We start from the raw sequence: 20,785 nt of genomic DNA on the forward strand, positions 1-20,785 counted from the left end.
CGCCGAAGCCCTGGCTCGGCGGCCACCGCGGCGTGGACCTGGCCGCCGCCCCGGGCCTGGCCGTGTCCGCGCCGGCTGCGGGCACCATCAGCTTTGCGGGCTGGGTGGTGGACCGTCCGGTGATCACCATCGATCACGGCAACGGACTGCGCAGCAGCTTCGAACCGGTGGCGTCGGACCTGAAAAAGGGGGATGCGGTGGCACGCGGGGACCCGGTTGGGCGGCTCTCCGGCCAGGGCCATTGCTCCGGCCCCTGCATCCACTGGGGCGTCCGGCGCGGAGAGCAGTACATCAATCCGCTGCAGTTCGTCACCGACCTGCGCCCGTCCGTGCTGCTGCCGCGGCCACCGGAGGGGAGGTGACACACAGGAGGTGACACAAAGGATCAGTGATGCCGAGGGGGCCGCGGTGCCGGCGGGCGCCACCGGCACCGTCCGGGCACCGGGTCCTGGTAGGGCGGGTGGGGCTTGAACCCACGACCAAAGGATTATGAGTCCTCTGCTCTGACCGGCTGAGCTACCGCCCCCTGGTCGCCGGTACCGCATGCGGCCGGAAGATCCGGACGGCGCTGCGGAACACTGCGACTAAGCCATAGTAATTGCTTTTTGCGCCGACCGCTCGCCCCCGGACCGGATGCGCCGCCGGCCTGCCGTATTCGGGGCTGACGGAGGGTCAGGCGGACGGCCGGCAATCCTCCGCCGAGCCGCCGCGGTAGAGGCGCTCGAAGATGTCCATCGTCTTGCTGATGCCGTGCTTGACCACCATGGCGCGGCTGGCCGCACCCATCGCCTCGATCTCCTCCGGCGTCCGGCGCAGGATGAGCTCGAGCTTGGCGGCCAGGTCGGCGGAGTCCCGCGGCGCGAACAGGTAGCCGTTGACGCCGTCCTGGACCAGGTGCGGCAGCGCCATGGCGTTGGCCAGCAGCACGGGCTTGCTGGCGGACATTGCTTCCAGCGACACGAGGGACTGCAGCTCCGCCGTTCCCGGCTGGCAGAAGACGGTGGCACGCAGGTAGGCGAGGCGCAGCGCGGCGTCGTCCACATGGCCGGCAAAATGCACCCGCCCCTGCAGGCCCAGTTCGGCAACTTTCGCTTCCAGCGCCGGCCGGACTTCACCACCTCCGACGATCTCCAGATGCACGTTCAGTGCCGGGTCCGTCCGCCCCACGGCCTCGATCAGCACATCCACATGCTTCTCCTGGGCCAGGCGGCCCACGAAGAGAACCGTCGGATGGTCCGGCTTCTGCACCACTTCTCCCGGAGCCAGCTCGTAGTTGGCCGAATCGATGCCGTTGGACAGCGGCAGCACGTTGTCGAGGCGGGCATGCTCACGCATCGCCTTGGCAGCCAGCGGGGTAGGGGTGGTGACCACGGCGGCCTTGCCCATGATTTTGCCCATGTCGCGCCAGGAGTTGCGGGCCACGATATCCAGGAACCACTGCGGAAACGGCAGGAAGGGCTCGAGGTTTTCGGGCATGAAATGGTTGGTCGCGATGGTCCGGATGCCGCGGCGCGCAGCCTCGGCGATGGTGTTCTGGCCGATCATGTAGTGGCACTGAATGTGGACCACGTCCGGCTGGACCTCGTCGAAAATCCGCTTGATGTCCCGCTTGATCTCCCACGGCAGGCAGATCCGCCAGGTTTCATGGGTGGGCACCGAATGCGACCGCAGCCGGTGCACTGCTGCTTCATCGCGCTGCTCGATGCAGGAGGGTCCCTTGCCGGGGCGCGCGGCGATAATGTGCACGTCGTGGCCGCGCTTGGTCATCGCCTGGGCCAGCCTGAATCCGAACACCGCTGCGCCGTTGACGTCCGGCGGATAGGTGTCCGCCGCAATCAGGATCTTCAGTGGGCGGGTGCCGCTGTTCGCAGTCACGCCAGGCAGGACTCGTTGCTCGGTTCTGGCCATGCTGTTCATATGTTCTGTGCGCACCTAGGTTTGGCTCTGACATTACTTACCGGCGGCCCGGGCCCGGCGGCGTGCTTCTTCCTGCTTCTGCAGGACATCCGGATGGTGCCGGGAGAGGGCAATGACCCCCACAATAGCAACCAAACCTGCACCAACCATGGCAATTGCGGCCGCCGGACGGACATTGGGTTGCAGCTCACCCAGAATGAAAATCCCGATCGAGATGCCTACCAGCGGATCGATCACTGTCAGGCCGGCAATCACCAGGTCCGGGGGGCCGCTGGCATAGGCACTCTGCACGAACCATGCCCCGAGGCCGGCCGCCGCCGCGATCGCCAGGACGGTATAGATCGGCACATTGGCGATGAACCGCCCGTTGGGATCCAGCAAATGCAGGCCGATGATCCGCACCAGCACCGCCACGAAGCCGAAGAGCATGCCCGCGCCGAGAATGTAGGCGAAGGCGTTCAGCCGGTGCCGGAACGTCATTTCCAAGGCCATGAACACCGCAACGACGACGGCGAGCAGCAGGACCACGGACAGCTCACCTTCGGCCGTCACACTCTGGTTGTGCGCCGTGACGGTGACAGCCAGCAGGACGAAGGCTGCACTGCCCACCATGCAGGCGCTGACGGACACGACCGTCATCCGGTTCAGCCGGATTCCCTGGTCCTTGGAATTGACCAGGGTGGTGATGACCAGGGCGATGGCCCCGATCGGCTGGACCACCGTCAGCGGGGCGCTGACCAAGGCGAAAACGTTCAACGCCATGCCGACCGCCTGCAGCGTCAGGCCCAGCGCCCAGCGCGGGTTGCGGGCCATCCGCAGCAGGCCGTGCGGGCTGAGCTGGAGCCCGCCGGTGCTGGCCTGGACGGCACTGGCCTGCCGCTGGGTGCCGACGGCCAGGAAGAATGCGCCAAGCAGGGCCGCGGTGACCGCTAGCCAGACCATATCCGCCTGGCTGTCTTCGGGTTCCCCGTCGGGCTAGGCATCCAGCCGCCCGTCGTGGAACTGGCCACGATGCAGCTGGCCGTGCTTGCGCGTGGCGGCCAGCATGTAGCCCCACCAGGCGGCGATGTGGCCCGCGCAGCCGAGGATGAGGAAGACATAGGCCAGCACGCCAAGCCAGTCGAAGCCCGGGCCGAGGGCCCGCTGCAGCAGCAGCAGCGGGGTCCCGATCAAAAGCAGCGCGGTGCGGACCTTGCCGATATTCGTCACCGGCAGGTCCGGGCTGCCGCGGAACAGGGCCAGCGAATACACCAGCAGGATGCTGTCCGGAATAACGATGGCCAGCAGCAGCCACAGCGGAGCCAGCCCGGTCGTGACGAAGGTGATTGCAATGATGATCAGGGCCAGCCTGTCGGCCAACGGATCCAGCCATTTGCCTACAGTGGACATCTGATCGAAACGCCGGGCGATATAGCCGTCGACCCAGTCCGTGGAGCCCAGCACGGCCAGCACCACGGTGGCCGTGCCGTACCGGCCGGCGGCAATGCACCAGACGAAGGCCGGCACCAACAGGAAACGGGCCACCGTGATGATGTTCGGCACGGTCCAGAACGTTCCGCGTTCCCGGTACTCGAAATCCCGCCGGGTGCCGGCACCGATGAACCTCATCAGGCCCTGTCCCCTCCTTGCGAATCATTGCCTGCCCTCCGCCGGCAGGCCCCGGGCTGCCTCAGCTCTTCTTCAGCAGCCGGGCCAGGAGCACGGCAAAGGTACCCAGCGAGGCCCCGAGGGCCAGCAGCGGCCTCCAGCGTTCCTGGAACGCAGGGGGTACGGCCACGCCGGCACTGCCGGCCTGGGCCAATCGGGCGAATCCGGAGGCAGCGGCCTGCTGCGCGGAATCCGCGGCGCGCCTGGCCTCGTACCTGATCCGCTCCGTCTGTTCCCTGATGCGCTCCGTCTGTTCCCTGACATCCAGCTTCCGGTCCAGCCCGTCCCGCAGCTGGGCGAGGTGCTCGCGGCGCTCGGCGGTACGCGCCATCAGCTCGGCCTGCGACGGCGCCGGTTCCTTGGGCGCCGCAGGCTTGGCCTGCTCCGGCTGTTCCGTCTTCGCCGGCTTGGCATCCAGTGTTGCAGGATCGAAGCTGCGGCCCTCGCTCAGCACCCCGATATCCCACTTGATTCCGCGCAGCGCCTCTTCGGGCATCAGCGGCATGGCCTTCTTGGCCCGCACCGCGCCGATGAGTCCAAGAATGGCGGCCAGCACCAGGAACACGGCGGCCAGGATCAGGGCCGCCAGCCAAGGGGCGATCGCGACGCCCAGACCCATGATGGCAGCCACGATCAGGGAGACCGCCATGAAGGCGGCGAAGACCAGTGCCGCCCCGAGCAGGGCGGCTGCGACGCCGGCCTGGACCCCTTTGCGCTTGAGCTCAATGGCGGCCAGCGACAGTTCGTCGTTCAGCTGACGGGGTGCCAGCCGTGCGGCCAGCGCAACCAGGCCCGCCAGCGAGGACCGCGGAGCGGCCTTCGCGGGAGCGGAGCTTTCAAGACGGTTCATCGGCCCTGCCTCCATCCGTGGTTCGGTACTGCTCCTATGTCCGCTTTCAAACTATCATTGTGCCTTGTCAGCCACCGCTGCGGTATCGGCGTCCGCGGGACGCGAATAGGAGGATCCGGAGCGCGTGCGCTCCAGCAGCCCGAAGTCCACCAGGTACCGGCGCAGCAGCGGAACGTCGTCGGTGTATTGCATCAGCCGTTCATTGATCTGCTGCTCGGTGAGGTCTTCGCCCCGCCGGACCACCTGGGCGACGATCCAGGCCAGCAGCCGGCGGCGTTCGGCCAGGTTAGCCGGATACCGTTCGATCCGCCCGTCATGCAGGAACCGCCCGATGCCTCCGGTGTCCCGTCCCAGGGTTTGCCGGGCGAGGATCTCACGGAAAACCGTCTCCGAGGCCACGAGTGAACCGCCGGCAGCACGTTCCACCAGTCCGGCAGCCAGCAAGGTGGCAATGGCCCGGTCCCGGCGCGCGGGTTTCAGCCCGGCCCCGATCTCCCCCGGCGGCGCACCCAGCACAATCTGGGCATAGGTTCTCCGGGCATCCATGCCGGCGAGGGCGGCGCACACCCGCCGCCAGTCGGGGCTGGCTTCTTCCGGGTACCGGTCCACGATCCGTCCTCCCGCCGCGTTACGGGTATGAAAAAACCTCCGTGCCGAAGTGATTCCGCACGGAGGTTTTCCGTTTCCCGCTCCCCCGACTGGACTCGAACCAGTAACCCTTCGATTAACAGTCGAATGCTCTGCCAATTGAGCTACGGGGGAATGAAGCAGATAAAACTGTAACAGGTGCGCCTCCGGTTTCCAAAAACCGGGGTCCGGGCCGGGTCCGGCGTTGCCGGGTGGAGCACGCCGGGCGCAAAAAGGCCCCGTCCGCGTGGACGGGGCCTGATCCGCTCCCCCGACTGGACTCGAACCAGTAACCCTTCGATTAACAGTCGAATGCTCTGCCAATTGAGCTACGGGGGAAAGCAACGGATAAAACTCTACACAATGGCCGGCCCGAAACGGAAATCGGGGCGGCCGGCGCCGGCAGACTGCAGCGGTCAGTCGCCGCGCAGGGCGCGCCGCTGCATCTCCAGTTCCATCAGCTCCCGGTTGATCTGCGCGAAGGCCTCCGCGTCCGCCGCCGGGTCCATGCGCTGCAGCTGGCCCATCTTCTCGGCCTTCAGCCGGGTGATCTGCAGGTCGAACATCCGGTTCATGATGCCCCGGCAGTACAGCTGCAGCCCGTCGCCGTCGCGCGCCGGCAGCGGACTGACCGCCAGTTCCGAAACGAAGGAGCGCAGTTCCTCCGGAACTTCCTGGCGCACCCGCTCCACCCATTGCGACGGTGTGGCACCGGATTGGCCTGCGGCGCCGATGGCCGCGTGCACGGCGGCATGGGCGGGGGCGCTGAACCGGGCCCCGGCGAAGCGCTGCCATTGGTCGGCATCGAGCAGGGCCGGCTGCTGCAGGGCCACTTCCAGGGCCTGCCGTTCCATCCGCGCCACCGGGTCGCGCGGATCCGGCCGGGTGAAGACCGGGACGGGAGCGGCGGGCGGTTCCCCGGATCCGGTTTCCCCTTCGGCCCCGCCGTGGGCCCGCACCGCCTGCCGCTTGCCGGCCGCCAGCACCACCCGCAGCACCTCGTCCACGTCCATGCCCAGCCAGCCGGCCAGCTCGCGGGCGTAGGCCGGGCGCATGGCCGCATCCCGGATCCGGGCCACCACCGGGGCACTGGCCCGCAGCGCGCGCACCCGGCCCTCCACGGTGTCCAGGTCGAACTTCTTCAGGGTGGCCTTGATCGCGAATTCGAACAGCGGCCGGCGGGCCGCGATCAGCGCCCGCACCGCGTCCTCCCCGCGGGTCATGCGCAGGTCGCACGGATCCGCGCCGGAGGGCTCCACCGCGACGAAGGTCTGGGCGATGAAGCGCTGGTCCTCCTCGAAGGCGCGCAGCGCCGCCTTCTGTCCGGCCTCGTCGCCGTCGAAGGTGAAGATCACCTCGCCGCCGGTGCCGTCGTCGGAGAGCAGCCGGCGGGCGATCTTGATGTGGTCGGCGCCGAAGGCGGTGCCGCAGGTGGCCACCGCCGTCGTAATCCCGGACAGGTGGCAGGCCATCACATCCGTGTAGCCCTCCACCACCACCAGCTGGCGGCCGCGGGCAATGTCGCGCTTGGCCAGGTCGATGCCGTACAGCACCTGCGATTTCTTGTAGAGCGCGGTCTCGGGGGTGTTCAGGTATTTCGGGCCCTGGTCCTCGTCGAAGAGCTTGCGGGCACCGAAACCGATGGTGTCCCCGGCAATGTCCCGGATGGGCCAGATCAGCCGGCCGCGAAAGCGGTCGTAAATACGGTGCTTGTTGTCGGCTCCGCCGCCGGAGAACATGCCGGTGAGCCTGAGCTCGTCCTGGCTGAAGCCGCGGCCTGCCAGGTGCTTGAGCAGCCCGTCCCAGCCCTGCGGCGCGAAGCCGACGCCGAACTGGTCCGAGGCGGCCTGGTCGAAGCCGCGCGCGGCCAGGAACTGCCGCCCGGCGGCCCCGGCCGGGGTCAGCAGCTGCTCGCGGAAGTACTCCGCGGCGATCTTGTGTGCATCCAGCAGGCGCTGGCGCCGGCCCACGTCCTCCCGGCGCGGCCCGGTGCCGCCGTCCTCGTAGCGCAGCGTGTAGTTGATCCGGTGCGCGAGCTTCTCCACGGTCTCGGTGAAGGAGGTGTGGTCCATCTTCTGCAGGAAGGAGATCACGTCCCCGCTCTCGCCGCAGCCGAAGCAGTGGTAGGTGCCCACCTGCGGGCGCACATGGAAGGAGGGCGAGCGCTCGTCATGGAAGGGGCACAGGCCCTTGAACGAGCCGATGCCGGCGGACTTGAGCGTGACGTAGCCGTCGACGATGTCCTTGATGTCGGTACGCTGCCGGACTTCGTCGATGTCTTCGCGTTTGATCAGTCCGGCCATGGCATCCAGTCTAGGCTGTCCTCCCGACCGCTTTGGCACCCGCCCGTGCGGCCAGGATCACAGCAGGGTCCGGTGCGAGCCCATCAGCCGCTCGTGCAGTGCAATCGCGGACACGTCGGTGAGCGAGGCGATCTGGTCGATCACCACGCGCAGCCGCGCCGCGTCGTCGCCGGCAGCCCGCCAGTCCGCCGCGAAGGCCGGCTCCAGGTAGCGGTCCCCGGCCGCGTGCAGTTCGGTGACCAGGTCGGTGAGGATTTCCCGCTGGCGCTCATAGATCGGCTGGCGGATGTCCGAGGTCATCACGAAGGTGGTGGCCAGGCCCTTCATCACCGCGATTTCGGTGACGGTCTCGTGCGGCACCACCAGCTCGGCCGAATACCGGGTCAGCGGCTGCGGCCCGTAGATCCTCCGGGTGGCCTGGAGCGCGCTGGAGCAGAACCGCCCGATCAGCTGGCTGGTCATGTCCTTCAGCGCCGCCATCGCCTTGCGGCTGCCGTCAGCCTCCGGCACCCACACCCCGGAAGCCTCCAGCCGGGACAGCGCCTCCTCGACTTCGGCGGCCTCGCTGTGCGGCAGGTACCACTGCTGCGTGTAGCCGATCACCCGGCTGCGGTGGTCCGGATTGTCCAGCCAGCGCAGCTGGAACCGGCCGGCCACAATGGCGTCCTCCACGTCGTGGACCGAGTAGGAAATGTCGTCGGCCAGATCCATGACCTGGGCCTCCATGCAGGAGCGTCCTGCGGGCGCGCCCGTGCGGGCCCAGTCGAACACCGGCAGGTCATCCTCGTAGACGCCGAACTTGCCGGTGCGCTTTCCGTGGATCACCGGTGCCCCGGCAGCGGTCCAGGGATACTTGCAGGCGGCATCCAGGCTGGCGCGGGTCAGGTTCAGCCCCGCCGGCGAGCCGTCCGCGCGCAGCACCTTCGGTTCCAGCCGGGTCAACAGCCGCAGCGTCTGGGCGTTGCCCTCGAAGCCGCCGATCGCGTGGGCTGCGGCGTTAAGCGCGTTTTCGCCGTTGTGCCCGAACGGCGGATGGCCCAGGTCGTGGGACAGGCACGCGGCGTCCACCACATCCGGGTCGCAGCCCAGGCTCCGGCCCAGTTCGCGGCCGACCTGCGCCACCTCCAGGCTGTGCGTGAGCCGGGTGCGGACGAAGTCGTCGGTATCCGGGGAGACCACCTGGGTCTTGGCGCCGAGCCGGCGCAGTGCCGAGGAGTGCAGCACCCGCGCCCGGTCGCGTTCGAAGTGGGTGCGGTAGGTGTTCTTGTGCACCTCGGCGACCCAGCGTTCCTGGTCCGGCTCGGTGTAGCCGTGGGTCAGCGGCTGCGGCTGGACCACCGCGCGCTCAGCCACCGGAGACGTCCAGTTCGGCCGCGGCGATCATCGCCCGGTGGTTCTCGTCCAGTTCCCGGCTGGCCAGCCAGCCGTCCGGCAGCGCCGGGCGCTTGGGCGAGCCGGCCCGCCCGCGCGGGCCCTCGGCGTCGGCCCCCGGGTACGGGGCGGTGTGGTCCAGCTGGTCCAGCAGTCCGCGCAGCACCTCCAGCGTGGGCACCGCGGCCAGCGCCGCGCGCAGTTCGCCGCCGACCATGTAGCCCTTGAAGTACCAGGCCACGTGCTTGCGGATGTCCCGCAGCGCCTTGCCCTCGTCCTCGAAGTAGTCCACGAGCAGCTCCGCGTGCCGGTAGAAGCTGTCCGCCACTTCCTTCAGCCCCGGCCGGAAGCGCCGGTCCGTGCCCTCGAAGGCGGCCTGCAGGTCGCCGAACAGCCAGGGGCGGCCCTGGCAGCCGCGGCCGACGACGACGCCGTCCACCCCGGTCTGCTTCACCATGCGCACCGCGTCCTCGGCGCTCCAGATGTCCCCGTTGCCCAGCACCGGGATGTCCGGCAGGGCCTCGCGCAGCTCGGCGATCGCGTTCCAGTCCGCCTGGCCGGAGTAGAACTGGCTGGTGGTCCGCCCGTGCAGGGCGACGGCGGCAACCCCGGCGTCGCGGGCGATCCTGCCGGCCTCCAGGAAAGTCAGGTGGTCCTCGTCGATGCCCTTGCGCATCTTGATGGTCAGCGGGACCTGGCCGCGGGACGCTTCCCGGGTGGCCGCCTGGACGATGCCGGTGAACAGGTCGGTCTTCCACGGCAGGGCGGAGCCGCCGCCGCGGCGGGTGACCTTCGGGACGGGACAGCCGAAGTTCAGGTCGATGTGGTCGGCCCGGTCCTCCTCCACCAGCATCCGCACCGCGGCGCCGACGGTCTTCGGGTCCACCCCGTAGAGCTGGACGGAGCGGACCGACTCGTCCTCGTCGTGGGAAATGATGCGCATGGACTCGCGGTTGCGCTCCACGAGCGCCCGGGAGGTGACCATCTCCGCCACATACAGCCCGCCGCCGTATTCGCGGCAGAGCCGGCGGAACGCCTTGTTGGTGATGCCGGCCATGGGTGCCAGGACCACGGGCACGTCGATGGTCAGCGGCCCAAGCTTAAGCGGCGGAAGCTCCAGCTTGGCCCCGGGGGCGGATACAGCGGTAACAGTCACGCTCCCATTCTCTCAAAGCGGGGCAAATCCATGTCCGCTACGACCAGCTCACGCGCATCAGCATGCGCCAGAGCTCAAGCACCGCGGCATCCCCGCTGACTTCGAGTTCGCTGCCGCGGTTCCACAGCCCCAGGTAGAGGGCGGCGGGAGCGGCAGTGATCACGGCGTCGGCGTTGGCGGGACCGGCACCGGCACGTTCGGTGCGGGGCGGCTCCGGCCCCAGCCGCACATTCCAGGCCGAGGCCGTGCCGCCGGCCCGGATGTGCACCAGCATCGGGCGGTCGGTGCGCAGCCGCGTCTGGCCCCGGGGCAGGAAACCACACAGCAACTCATCCACGCCGTCGACCGCCTGCGCTGCGCCAATCCCGGTTTCGGCCGCCAGCGGAACCCGGCCGAGCACCGCCGCCAGTGCGTCGGCGGCATGGATGGTGGTTTCGTGGGCCTGCCGGCGGGCCCAGAACTCGCGCGGCGCCGGCGCGTCCTTGAGGAAGACCGTGGCCTTCACGTCCGCGGGGGCGGCCCGCAGCACGCCCTCGAGGGTGGCGGCACCGTCCCGGATCCAGCCGGCCAGGTCCACCGCCGCATAGCCGGCTTCCTCGGCCAGCCGTGCGGCCTCCCCCGCGGTCAGGTCTGCGGCCATGCCCGCGGCGGCAGAACCGGCGACATTCGTCGCGGCCCAGCGGTGCACCATGCCCTCGTGGACCAGCAGGTCCCGCACGGTCCAGCCGGGACAGGTGGGAACCGGAGCCTCGGGCCCGGCCTGCCGGGCACCGGCATCGAGCCCGCCGGCGGCGGACCGGAGCCAGTCCAGGTAGGTGGCCAGTTCGGGGCTGGCCTGCAGAGGAGGCATGGACCCATCCTGCCAGCGGAGCAAGCGTTGCAGGAAGGAGCCTGGTCCCTAGGCGTCCAGGCGGCGCCGGCCCCGCCGGCCGGGCGGCCGGCCAGTTCCGGCAGCAGCGGCATCCTGCCCCGTTTCCGGGTTCCGGATGCCCATCGCCTTCACCACCAGCACCGCCACCAGCGTGGTCATGGGAATCGCCAGGACCAGCCCCACGGAACCGACCAGGGTGCGCACGACCTCCTCGGCCAGCTCGCCGCTGGTCAGCGTGTCGAACAGCGGCCGCTCATACAGCGACACCAGGATCAGCACCGGCAGCGCCGCCCCGGCATAGGCGAAGGCAATGGTGTAGACGGTGGAAGCGATGTGGTCACGGCCCACCCGCATTGCGCCGGCAAAGAGGCGGCGTGTGGAGACCCCCGGGGCCAGTTCGTACATTTCCCACACTGCCGAAGACTGGGTGATGGTCACGTCATTGAGCACGCCCAGGCCGGAGATGATCAGCCCGCACATGATGATGCCGGAGAGCGATATCTGATCCCCCATGTTGACCAGCTGGTAGGTGTCCTCGTCCCCGACACCGATCAGGTACGCGGCATCGGTGGCCCAGGCCCCCAGCAGGGCGGTGACGCCCAGGCCGAAGAGCGTGCCCAGCAGCGCGGTGGAGGTCCGGGCCGAAAAGCCGTGGGCAAAGTAGAGCACCCCGATCATGATCACCACGGAGCCGACGAGCCCCAGCAGCAGCGGCGGCTTGCCCTCCACCAGGCCGGGCAGGATGAACATGGCCATGACCGCATAGGCGCCGGCCAGCCCCAGGAGGGCGCGCAGGCCGCGCCAGCGCGCCACCGCCACGACGACGACGGCGTACAGCACCGCGAGCAGCACGATCGGCGTGCTGCGGACGAAATCCACGAAGACAAACGTCCCGTCCTGCTCCGGCATGACCCGGCTGAGGTTCAGGTAGCGGATCGTGTCCCCGGCCTCCACGCCGCGGGACTTGACGATCTCCGGGGTCACCTCCACCGCAACCTCCGCCCCTCCGGCCTCCGGCTGGGTGTAGGCGACCATGCATTCCTGCGCCGCGGCGCCTGCTGCGACGGCGGGCTGGGAGGAGGGGCACGCTTCCGTCGCCACCCGCTGGACCGTGCCGACATCGAACCTCACCCCCGGCGCGGTGGCCCACGGATCGGACACCGCGAGGTGGGAGCGGTCCCCGGACGGCCACAGCAGGACCATGCCGACCACGGTGGCCACCGCGACCGGCAGCAGGATCAGCGCCAGCAGCAGGTTGGCCCGGCGGTTCGAGGCCGGCGGGCGCGGGCCCTGCGGCCCGGCACCGTCCCGGGCCGGGTCCAGGATGTGCGCATGGGAGTGCCCCATCAGCTGCTGAGGATAACTGTCTCGGTCCCGGCCACGGAGGCGGTCCCGGCGGCCAGCAGCGGTTCCAGCACCGCGGTCAGGGCCGTCATCGAGTCGTCCACTTCGAGCTGGACCGGATACTGGTGCACCAGCATCGCCAGCAGCTTGGCGACGGCGCTTTGCGCCGCCGGGTCGCTGAGGTCCGGGTCATAGCCGAGCAGCACATCCGAGGGGGCGTCGGTGCGCGAATGCGTGTAGCTGATGGCGAACGCCGCGATCTTTCCGCCCCTGTCCCTGGGCGCGTCCCGGAGCACGACGGCGCCGGAGGCGCCGGCGCTTTCGGCCAGCAGCATCTGCTGTGCCCGGCCCACGGTCATGTCCGATCGGTCCCAGTCATGGACGCCGTTGTAGAACTTCACCACGGCCTGGGTCAGCTCCACGGAACCGGTGGCTGCTTCGTCCAGGGACGGGCCGGCGTCGTCCGTCAGGTCCGGTACCGGCAGTGCGCCGGGCTGCACCACGACCACGCGCGAACGCTGGATCGGCTTCAGCCCGGCCGCCGCCGCAAAGCCGGCGCCGCTGCTGCCCGGTTCCACCCTGGCGCGCAGCCGGGTGACGCCGGACGGTGACTGCGCGGCCTCGGCCTTCAACCGCTCCAGGATGGCCGTTCCAACCCCAGCCCGCCGGTGGTCCTTGGCCACCTCGATGTACAGCCAGAGCCGTTCCGGGTGCAGGCTGGTCTCGTAGACGGCGCCGGCGGCCACCGGAATGCCCTGGTCCTCGGCGACGATGCAGCGGGACCACGGCGTGTCCGACGGAGGCCGCAGGACGCCGCGGAACTGTCCGGCCTGGCCGGTTTCCGGGTCGCCCCAGATCTGCAGCAGGGCCAGATCGTCCCCGTCCCGCCAGTCGCGAAAGGTCAGCTCAGCCACGCAGGTTCTCCTCCGCTTCCGCTAGGCGCCGACGAGGCGGCCGGCCAGCCAGGCCTCGACCTTATCCAGGCTCACCCGCTCCTGGACCATGGAATCGCGCTCACGGATGGTGACGGCCTGGTCGTCGAGCGTGTCGAAGTCCACGGTGATGCAGAACGGCGTGCCGATCTCGTCCTGGCGGCGGTAGCGGCGGCCGATGGCGCCGGCGTCGTCGAATTCGATGTTCCAGTTCCGGCGCAGCGCGGCGGCCAGATCCTTGGCCTTCGGGGAGAGGTCCTCGTTCCGGCTCAACGGCAGCACCGCGGCCTTAACCGGGGCCAGGCGCGGATCCAGCCGCAGCACGGTGCGCTTGTCCACCCCGCCCTTGGTGTTCGGGGCCTCGTCCTCGGCGTAGGCATCAACCAGGAAGGCCATGAAGGAACGGGTCAGACCGGCGGCCGGTTCGATGACGTAGGGGATGTAGCGTTCGTTGGTGGCCTGGTTGAAGTAGCTGAGGTCCACGCCGGAGTGCTTGCTGTGGGTGGACAGGTCGAAGTCCGTGCGGTTGGCGATGCCCTCCAGTTCGCCCCACTCGGAGCCTTGGAAGCCGAAGCGGTATTCGATGTCGGTGGTGCCCTTGGAGTAATGGCTGAGCTTGTCCTGAGGGTGCACGAAGAGCCGCAGGTTGTCCGGATTGATGCCCAGGTCGGTGTACCACTGCAGGCGGGTTTCGATCCAGTACTTGTACCATTCCTCGTCCGTGCCCGGCTCAACGAAGAACTCCATCTCCATCTGCTCGAACTCGCGGGTGCGGAAGATGAAGTTGCCGGGGGTGATCTCGTTCCGGAAGCTCTTGCCGATCTGTCCGATGCCGAACGGCGGCTTCTGCCGGGAGGTGGTCAGCACATTGTTGAAGTTCACGAAGATGCCTTGGGCTGTCTCCGGGCGCAGGTAGTGCAGCCCCTCCTCGTTGGCCACCGGGCCGAGGAAGGTGCGCAGCAGGCCGGAGAACTCCTGGGGCTCGGTCCACTCGCCCTTGGTGCCGCAGTTGGCGCAGACGATGTCCTTCAGGCCGTTCTCCGGCGCGCGGCCCTTCTTCTCTTCGTACTCTTCCTCGAGGTGGTCCGCGCGGTAGCGCTTGTGGCAGCTGAGGCACTCCACCAGCGGGTCGGAAAAGACCTCTACATGGCCGGAAGCCTCCCAGACCTGGCGGGGCAGGATGACCGAGGAGTCCAGGCCCACCACGTCTTCCCGGCCGCGGACCATGGTCTGCCACCACTGGCGCTTGATGTTCTCCTTGAACTCGACGCCGAGCGGCCCATAGTCCCAGGCCGAACGGGAACCACCATAGATCTCGCCGGCTTGGAAGACGAAACCGCGGCGCTTGGCCAGCGAAATGATCGGATCAAGCTTGGATTTGGCTGCTGCCATCAGGTGGTTCTCCAGTCTTTACAGGGCCGCTGGGTGCGGTCCGTGGTGGTTCGGGCACAGGCCTGCATGTCCACTGTGGGGAGGGCAGGGGCCTGCATGTAACGAAGCTTCAACACTAGCCTATCGGGATCGGCGGCACGGTTTCATTGCGCCGCTCCTGTCCTTCAGGACGGGCAGGGCCTCAGAACGGGCAGGGTGCCGCGCCGGCAGGGCCATCCTCCGGGCCCGGCGGCGCCGGCGGCGGGAAGGGGGCTCGGCGGGCGGGGCCGTCCCGCCGGAGCGCCCGCTGCTTGCGGTACAGGGCGGACAGCCTGGTGTTGACGTCGTGGATTTCGAGGCGCTCCAAGACCGTGGCCAGGTGCTCCGGCGGGGTGCAGGCCAACGGTTCCGGCTCGGTGGTGTAAGTCAGCCCGGCCGGCGAGGTCCAGGCCGCGGTGCCCGCCGCCGGCTGTTTCAGCTTCCAGGCGCCGATGGTCTTGAACCGGTGGTGCTTCTTGCAGCCGCAGGACAGGTTGGCAACATCCGTAGGTCCGCCACCGGCCCACGGGGTGGTGTGGTCGGTCTCGCAATGCCCGGCGCTGCGGTTGCAGATGGCGAAGGTGCAGGTCTTGTCCCGGGCACGAAGGAACTGCCGCATTGCTTTGGTAGGCCGGTATTTTTTGCGGTCCATCGCCAGGACGGCCCCGTTGACCGGGTCCGTGGGCAGCCGGACGAACGACGGCGCGTGCCCGGCCAGCCGGCGGGCGGCGTCGGCGGGGACCGGCCCGTAGCCTTCGAGTTCGGCCGGTTCCTCGTCCAGTCCCAGCAGGGTCAGGGCCGGGATGGTCAGCATCACTTCGGCCCTGACCCCGGCACCGGTCCCGCAGCCGGCAACGCCCGCGAGCAGCAGGTCGGCAGCCACGTCGGCGCGCAGCTGCGTGAGCGTGCGCGCCTCCCGAGGACCCTGCAGGGGCATCGCCAGCTCCTGGATGCGGTTGAACGCAGCCACGGCCTGTTCGGCCGGCAGTCGAAGGCCGAGCCAGGCCATGCCGTCCTCAAGCGGGCGCAGTTCCACCCGCCGGTCCACTTCCGCTCTGCTCCGGCGGGCCGCGATCGATTCGGGATGGCGCCGCTCCCGGAGCGTGCGTGCACGTTGCCTGAACTTGGGCCGGGTCAACGACGTGACGCGGGCTGCCAGTTCGAGCAGTTCGGCTTCAAAGGCACGCCTGGCCTCCTCCGGCACGGTTCCGGCCTGGTCCAGCACCACCTCCGCCTGGTCCCGGGTCAGGGTTCCGGCTTCGACCGCGGCCAGGGTACCGGTGAACACATTCGCCAACCGTCGGGCGTCTTAACCAGCGCTGCGGCGGTCCGCTCGGGAATCCGCAAGGCGCAGGCGGCCTCGGATACCGCCGATGCCGTGGCCAGGGCAGGATCCGGCCGGTCGGGGCCCAACGGCTCCGGCCGGCCGAACGGCTGTTCGGCCTCGGCCTGGGTAACCAGCCGGTTCAGCAGGCGCATGAGACGCCCGTAAAGGTACCCCTCCAGCTGCCGCAGCACACCCAGCTGGCAGGCCGCCTCCTCGTAGGTCAGCATTTCGGGGATCGGCCCGGCCAGCGACGTCAGCAGACTGCCCACCGGCGCCGGCAGCGCAAGGCCGGCGCCGGGCAGGGCTTCGTGCGGGGCTGCGGACCGCGGCCCGTCCTGGTCCTCCCCTGCGGCCGGGCCTGCACCCACGGCCGGGGGCAGGCCCGGCCAGCCGTTGCCAGGCCCCTCAGGATCCGCACCGTCGCCGTCCGGATCCACATACTCCCGGATTTCCGGATCCCATTCCAAGCCCGCAAACAGTTCGTGGTCCGGCACCTCCTCCAGCAGCGCCCAGTCCGGATCCGGATCCACAGGCAAAACGTCGGCGCCGACGCTCACCGGGACCGGTATCCGCCGCCCGGCGGATACCGGTCGGGCGCGATCCGCGGAGCCCTCGTGCTCCTGCGGCGGATCCAGCGGTGCCCCTGCCATGGTCCAATCAAATTAGCGGATGCGTTCGATAAATAGGCATCATTTGGGAATATAATTACGAATTATGCGGCCGGGTCCGCGCGTGGAACCTAGCGGCTGCTGCGGGCCGAACGCGCGCGCCCCGGCGCCTTGCGCAGGCGCGCGGGCAGGGCCGTCGGCCTCCACGGCAGCGTGGCGAGCACCATCGCCGCCAGCGCCAGCAGCGTGCCCAGGACCGTCGCCGCCGTAATGACGGAGCCCGGCGCCGGAAAGAGCGCATCCAGCAGCAGGGCACCCAGCAGCTGGCCGGCGATCATTCCCAGGCCGGTCAGCAGCACGCCCAAGCTGCCCACCACTACCGCTGCCACCACGATGAAGAAGCATCCCAGCGGCCCGCCCAGATAGTACCACCACTGGGCCGGCAGTGCCCCGGCCGGGCCCGCCGTCGCCAGCTTGACCAGCCAGGCAAGGCACAGCAGCACGAAGCCGACGATGAAGTTGATCAGCGTGGCGGGCAGGGGCGAACCGTAATGCTTTGTCTGCGTTCCGTTCAGTGCCTGCTGGAAACTCTGCAGGAAGCCCGCGGCCAGGGGAAGCGCAACCGGCAGCCATGCCTGTGCCGAACCGGCGGCGGCAAATTTCGGGGACACCGCCCAGGCCACGGCAACCAGCGTGAGCACCGCGCTCAGTACCCGCAGCAATGTCACATACTTCCTGCCGCCGGGGCCAAGGCCCATCCGGTCGACCAACAGCCCGCTGACCGACTGGCCGGCCACCACGGCCACGGTGAACAGCGCGATGCCGACCACGCCCACCGCCACGCCCTGGCTCATGACCAGGAAGGCCCCGCTGACTCCGGCGAACAGGTACCACGCCGGAAACTTCCGCCCGCGGACGGCAGGCAGCACGCGTTTGAGCGCCCGGCGGACGCCGGAGGGCAGCACGGTCAGCGCCGCCACGAGCACCAGTCCGGTGCCGAAACTGACGACGGCGGCGGCGAGCCCGTCGCCCAGCCGGGCGCCAAGGGCACCGTTGACCCGGCCCTGCGCGGACATCGTCAGGCCGGCGAGCACCGCCAGCAGCAGTGCCAGCACGAGCGGGATCCTGCGGGCGTGCCTGGGTTGATCGGGATTCACAACCCCAACCCTAGGTTTTGGGCCGCCGGCAAGCACGCCGGCAGTGCCGGCGTGTTCAGCACCGGAGCTCCTTCTGCGGCACCTTCTCCTGCGCCTTCTCCCGCGCTTCCTCCCGCACTTTCTCCCGCACTGCCAAGAAGGCGGCGGCCGGCCGGACCCTGGCGGCGGGAGTCCACGGCAAGGTGGCCAGCACCATCGCCGCGAGCGTGAGCAGGGTGCCCAGCACGGACGCAGCGCCCACCTGCGTGCCGGCCGCCGGGAAAAGCAGGTCCAGCACCAGGGAACCGAGGACCTGCCCTGCAATGGTGGACAAACCCGCCAGCAGCACCCCGAGGCTTCGCACGAGCATGTTCGCCAGCACCAGGAACACCGTACCCATGGCTCCGCCCAGGTAGAGCCACCACTGCGCGGGAAGCGGGTGGCCGGCGCCGGCCACGGCGCATTTGATCCCCCACAGCGCCGCCAGCACGGTGGTGCCGACGATGAAGTTGATCAGGGTTGCAGTAAAGGGGTTGCCGTAATGGACCGACTGGGCCGCGTTCATTGCCTGCTGGAAGCTGCGCAGGAAGCCGGCCAGCAGCGGCAGCAGGACCGGCAGCAGCCATGCGGCGGCACTGCCGGCCCCGAGCTTCGGCGAGACGGCCCAGGCGACGCCGGCCACGGCCAGCAGGGCGCTGACCGCACGCAGCAGGGTGACGGGCTGGCTGCCTCCCGGCCCCAGGCCGAGCCGGTCCACCAGCAGCCCCGAGACCGCGGTGCCGGCCACCGTGGCCACGGTGAACAGTGCGATGCCCAGCACCGGCACCGCCAGGCCCTGGCTGAAGACCATGAAGGCCCCCAGGCATCCGGCCAGCAGGTACCAGCGGGGGAAGCGGCGTCCGCGCAGGGCGGGCAGGACCTGCCTGAGCCCGGCCCGGCCGGCCGGCAGGACCGCCGAGATCACCGCCACCACGGCCAGTCCGGTGCCGAAGCTGATCAGCGCCGCGGCCAGTCCGTCGCCCAGGGCCGCTCCGAGGGCACCGTTGATGCGTCCCTGCACGGGCATCGCCAGGCCTGTGGCAACGGCCAGGGGCAGGGCCAGGAGCAGGGGAAGCTGCACGGAATTCGGCACGCGGCAACTCTAAGGCATGGACGGGGCCGCGGCGTCGGGCATGATTGATCCATGGCGCCCGATGACATTCAAGACCTGCCCATCCGCGATGAGATGATCCGGCTGGGCCAGCTGCTCAAGCTCGCAAACCTGGCCGAGGACGGCACCGAGGCCAAGGAACTGATCGAAAACGGCCTGGTACAGGTCAATGGGCAGATCGAGACCCGGCGCGGACGGCAACTGCACGAGGGTGACACGGTCAGCGTCAACCGCCAGAGCGTGCGGGTTGTCCGCCGCTAGGCTCCCTTGAGCACCTTGTAGGTCAGGAACTCCTTCACATGCGCCAGTTCCTGCGCGTTGACGCCGTGCCCGATACCGGTGTACAGCACCTTGGTCAGGTCCACGTGCGCGTTGGCCCAGGCATGGGTGAATTCCACCTTGTCCGCGGTGATGACCTGGTCCGCCTGGTCGCGGCCCCAGAACAGCGGCGGCCTGACCGCCTTGACGGCGTCATCCCGGAAGAACGGATTCCCGTCCGCCGGAATGGCGAACCCGGAGAGCCCGACGACGGCGGCGATCTCCTCGGGCCGGTGGCGCAGCATCGAGGTGGCCACCGCCATGCCCATGGAGAATCCGAGCAGGGACACGCTGCTGTGCTGGTCCTTGACCGAGTCCAGCCAGGTCCAGACATCGGCCACGGCCTTGGTGACCTTGTCCACGGAGAAGTCCGGCTCGTGCATCAGCGGGAACCAGGTAAAGCCCGGCCCCAGGGCCACCGGGGCGCGTACCGCGGCGACGGTGAAGTCCCCCGGCAGGCCGGGCACCAGGCCCATCAGGTCCTGCTCGTTGGAAAGGTAGCCGTGGAAGAGCACCAGCAGCGGCGTGCCGGCCCGCTCGGCCTCGGGCTTGGACCAGACGACGACGGGCTTGTAAGTTGTTTCGGTCATGCAGACATGATGCCACACATTAGTTGAAGCTTCAACCAGCTCTCCGGCACGTGCCGGCAATGTGGTCCGTCAACGCGGCCAGGAACTGCTCCGGGTACTCCAGGTGCGGCGAATGCCCGCAGTTCTCCAGCACCACTTCCCGGTACCGGCCGCCGTTCGCCCGGTACATGTCCAGTACCGCCCGGGTCTGGGCGATCATCGGCTGCGCCGGGGCCGCCTCGGCCCCCGGCCAGCCCGGAACGGCCCCCAACTGTCCCAGGCAGTTGATGTCAAAGGCAGAGGCGTCCGAGACGATGGCGTCCGCCTCGCCGCGGATCCACAGGATGTCCGGCTTGTCCTCCAGTCCCACCAGGCCGCCGGCATTGAAATGGCCGGGAGCCATGGCGTTGGTGACCCCGCGGGTGCCGGCGGCGAAGCCCGGCCAGTGCTCCGAGGCGGCCGAGTCCCCCGGATAGTGGTCCACCCCGGTGCGGCTGCTGAGCATCGAGTCCAGCCAGATGTCCTCATGCTCCGAGCGGAAACCGGCATGCACATAGGCGGCCCGGTAGACCGCCAGCGGAGAGGTGGGCGCCGCCTCGGTCCGGTCCCCGGCCGCCAGGCGGGCCACGAAGTCCGGATGGACTCCCCCGCCGCCGCAGCCGGCGTCGTCGTTGGTCAGCCGCACGCCCTCGGGACCGGCGGTGCCGCCGAAGCCGTAGGGTGACACCGGCGCCTGCAGGGCCAGGCTGAGTGCCGGATGCTCCAGCGCGTACTGCATGACCACGCCGCCGCCCATGCTCCAGCCGACCAGGTGCGCCGCCTCGATCCCCAGGGCCGCCAAGGTGGCAGCGAGGTCGTCGCTGAAGTCCCGCAGCCCGCGGGTGGCATCCACCGGCAACGGATCGGTGTCCCCGAAGCCGCGCAGGTCCGGTGCCAGCACCCGGTATCCGGCCGGCAGGGCCAGCATGGTTTCCTGCCAGAACAGCGATGAGGACAAGTTGCCGTGGATCAGCACCACCGGCGTCCCGCCGGCCGGGTCCCCGGCGCGTTCGAGCAGGCTGACCGCCAGCCGGGAGGTTTCGATCCGCCGGGAAACAATGCCATCCAGCAGCGCCATGCCGTCCTCCTGAAGCGGATCCGCCGCGACCACCGTTGGCCGCCTGCCTGCCACCCTAGGGTGTGTCTCCTTATTGTCCTGAGGGGTTTCCCGGCGGGATGCTGGAGGGATGGGACGCGACTCTGTCCTGAC

20 protein-coding genes and 3 tRNA genes are annotated in these 20,785 nt (G+C 69.3%); 2 read left to right on the plus strand and 21 right to left on the minus strand.

The annotated features are described in order from the left end of the window. Window positions 1–362 (plus strand): M23 family metallopeptidase (locus tag ACFQ36_RS10735; RefSeq protein WP_377013434.1); only part of this gene is annotated, 362 nt, incomplete at its 5' end. An 87-nt stretch (window positions 363–449) separates the two neighbouring features. Here the strand turns inward: ACFQ36_RS10735 and ACFQ36_RS10740 are convergent. The 19 genes from ACFQ36_RS10740 to ACFQ36_RS10830 form a co-directional block, all read right to left on the minus strand. Next, window positions 450–526 (minus strand) — tRNA-Ile (locus ACFQ36_RS10740). 146 nt (window positions 527–672) lie between these two features. Beyond that, complete coding sequence (locus tag ACFQ36_RS10745) at window positions 673–1,875, minus strand: glycosyltransferase (protein WP_377013436.1); 1,203 nt, start codon at window positions 1,873–1,875, stop codon at window positions 673–675. 75 nt (window positions 1,876–1,950) lie between these two features. Further along, complete coding sequence (locus tag ACFQ36_RS10750; RefSeq protein WP_377013438.1) at window positions 1,951–2,859, minus strand: DMT family transporter; 909 nt, start codon at window positions 2,857–2,859, stop codon at window positions 1,951–1,953. A gap of 33 nt (window positions 2,860–2,892) precedes the next feature. Beyond that, entirely contained in the window at window positions 2,893–3,525 is a 633-nt protein-coding gene (locus ACFQ36_RS10755; protein WP_377013440.1) for a CDP-alcohol phosphatidyltransferase family protein, read from the minus strand. 61 nt (window positions 3,526–3,586) lie between these two features. After that, on the minus strand, window positions 3,587–4,414 hold the full coding sequence (locus ACFQ36_RS10760; RefSeq protein WP_377013442.1) for a phage holin family protein: 828 nt from the start codon (window positions 4,412–4,414) through the stop codon (window positions 3,587–3,589). A gap of 54 nt (window positions 4,415–4,468) precedes the next feature. Beyond that, window positions 4,469–5,023 (minus strand): DUF2087 domain-containing protein, encoded by a 555-nt coding sequence (locus ACFQ36_RS10765; RefSeq protein ID WP_377013444.1) that lies wholly within the window; start codon window positions 5,021–5,023, stop codon window positions 4,469–4,471. 80 nt (window positions 5,024–5,103) lie between these two features. Continuing rightward, a tRNA-Asn gene (locus ACFQ36_RS10770) sits at window positions 5,104–5,176 on the minus strand. A 131-nt stretch (window positions 5,177–5,307) separates the two neighbouring features. After that, window positions 5,308–5,380 (minus strand) — tRNA-Asn (locus tag ACFQ36_RS10775). Window positions 5,381–5,457: 77 nt separating this feature from the next. Continuing rightward, the gene (gene dnaG / locus ACFQ36_RS10780) at window positions 5,458–7,344 is read right to left on the minus strand and encodes a DNA primase (RefSeq protein ID WP_377013446.1); all 1,887 of its coding nucleotides are present in this window, start codon (window positions 7,342–7,344) and stop codon (window positions 5,458–5,460) included. Between the two features lie 57 nt (window positions 7,345–7,401). After that, window positions 7,402–8,697: a deoxyguanosinetriphosphate triphosphohydrolase gene (locus ACFQ36_RS10785; RefSeq protein WP_377013448.1), complete on the minus strand. Its 1,296-nt coding sequence runs from the start codon at window positions 8,695–8,697 to the stop codon at window positions 7,402–7,404. Next, the gene (dusB, locus tag ACFQ36_RS10790) at window positions 8,690–9,871 is read right to left on the minus strand and encodes a tRNA dihydrouridine synthase DusB (protein WP_377013450.1); all 1,182 of its coding nucleotides are present in this window, start codon (window positions 9,869–9,871) and stop codon (window positions 8,690–8,692) included. Before dusB ends, ACFQ36_RS10785 begins: the two co-directional genes overlap by 8 nt. A gap of 37 nt (window positions 9,872–9,908) precedes the next feature. Next, the gene (locus ACFQ36_RS10795) at window positions 9,909–10,721 is read right to left on the minus strand and encodes a maleylpyruvate isomerase family mycothiol-dependent enzyme (RefSeq protein WP_377013452.1); all 813 of its coding nucleotides are present in this window, start codon (window positions 10,719–10,721) and stop codon (window positions 9,909–9,911) included. A gap of 48 nt (window positions 10,722–10,769) precedes the next feature. Then, window positions 10,770–12,089, minus strand: a complete 1,320-nt coding sequence (locus tag ACFQ36_RS10800; protein WP_377013454.1) for a YibE/F family protein — start codon at window positions 12,087–12,089, stop codon at window positions 10,770–10,772. Beyond that, window positions 12,089–13,000, minus strand: coding sequence for a GNAT family N-acetyltransferase (locus ACFQ36_RS10805; RefSeq protein ID WP_377013456.1), 912 nt, complete (start codon window positions 12,998–13,000; stop codon window positions 12,089–12,091). Before ACFQ36_RS10805 ends, ACFQ36_RS10800 begins: the two co-directional genes overlap by 1 nt. A gap of 21 nt (window positions 13,001–13,021) precedes the next feature. Beyond that, entirely contained in the window at window positions 13,022–14,410 is a 1,389-nt protein-coding gene (locus ACFQ36_RS10810) for a glycine--tRNA ligase (RefSeq protein WP_377013458.1), read from the minus strand. Window positions 14,411–14,591: 181 nt separating this feature from the next. Beyond that, complete coding sequence (locus ACFQ36_RS10815) at window positions 14,592–15,716, minus strand: DUF222 domain-containing protein (RefSeq protein ID WP_377013460.1); 1,125 nt, start codon at window positions 15,714–15,716, stop codon at window positions 14,592–14,594. Then, window positions 15,674–16,405, minus strand: coding sequence for a hypothetical protein (locus ACFQ36_RS10820; RefSeq protein ID WP_377013462.1), 732 nt, complete (start codon window positions 16,403–16,405; stop codon window positions 15,674–15,676). Before ACFQ36_RS10820 ends, ACFQ36_RS10815 begins: the two co-directional genes overlap by 43 nt. Before the next feature lie 89 nt (window positions 16,406–16,494). Further along, a complete protein-coding gene (locus ACFQ36_RS10825; RefSeq protein WP_377013464.1) occupies window positions 16,495–17,520 on the minus strand; it encodes a DMT family transporter in 1,026 nt (341 codons plus the stop codon). A gap of 55 nt (window positions 17,521–17,575) precedes the next feature. Further along, window positions 17,576–18,631, minus strand: a complete 1,056-nt coding sequence (locus ACFQ36_RS10830) for a DMT family transporter (RefSeq protein WP_377013466.1) — start codon at window positions 18,629–18,631, stop codon at window positions 17,576–17,578. A gap of 51 nt (window positions 18,632–18,682) precedes the next feature. On the opposite strand from ACFQ36_RS10830, the gene ACFQ36_RS10835 reads away from it, so the two are divergent. Beyond that, window positions 18,683–18,910, plus strand: coding sequence for an RNA-binding S4 domain-containing protein (locus ACFQ36_RS10835; protein ID WP_377013468.1), 228 nt, complete (start codon window positions 18,683–18,685; stop codon window positions 18,908–18,910). Here the strand turns inward: ACFQ36_RS10835 and ACFQ36_RS10840 are convergent. Both ACFQ36_RS10840 and ACFQ36_RS10845 read right to left on the minus strand, forming a co-directional pair. After that, complete coding sequence (locus ACFQ36_RS10840) at window positions 18,907–19,557, minus strand: alpha/beta hydrolase (protein WP_377013470.1); 651 nt, start codon at window positions 19,555–19,557, stop codon at window positions 18,907–18,909. The genes ACFQ36_RS10835 and ACFQ36_RS10840 overlap by 4 nt on opposite strands. 31 nt (window positions 19,558–19,588) lie before the next feature. Next, window positions 19,589–20,653 (minus strand): alpha/beta fold hydrolase, encoded by a 1,065-nt coding sequence (locus ACFQ36_RS10845; RefSeq protein WP_377013472.1) that lies wholly within the window; start codon window positions 20,651–20,653, stop codon window positions 19,589–19,591. Window positions 20,654–20,785: the final 132 nt, after the last annotated feature.

Origin of the sequence: Arthrobacter sp. GCM10027362 (assembly GCF_042679445.1) — a bacterium.
GTDB lineage: Bacteria > Actinomycetota > Actinomycetes > Actinomycetales > Micrococcaceae > Crystallibacter.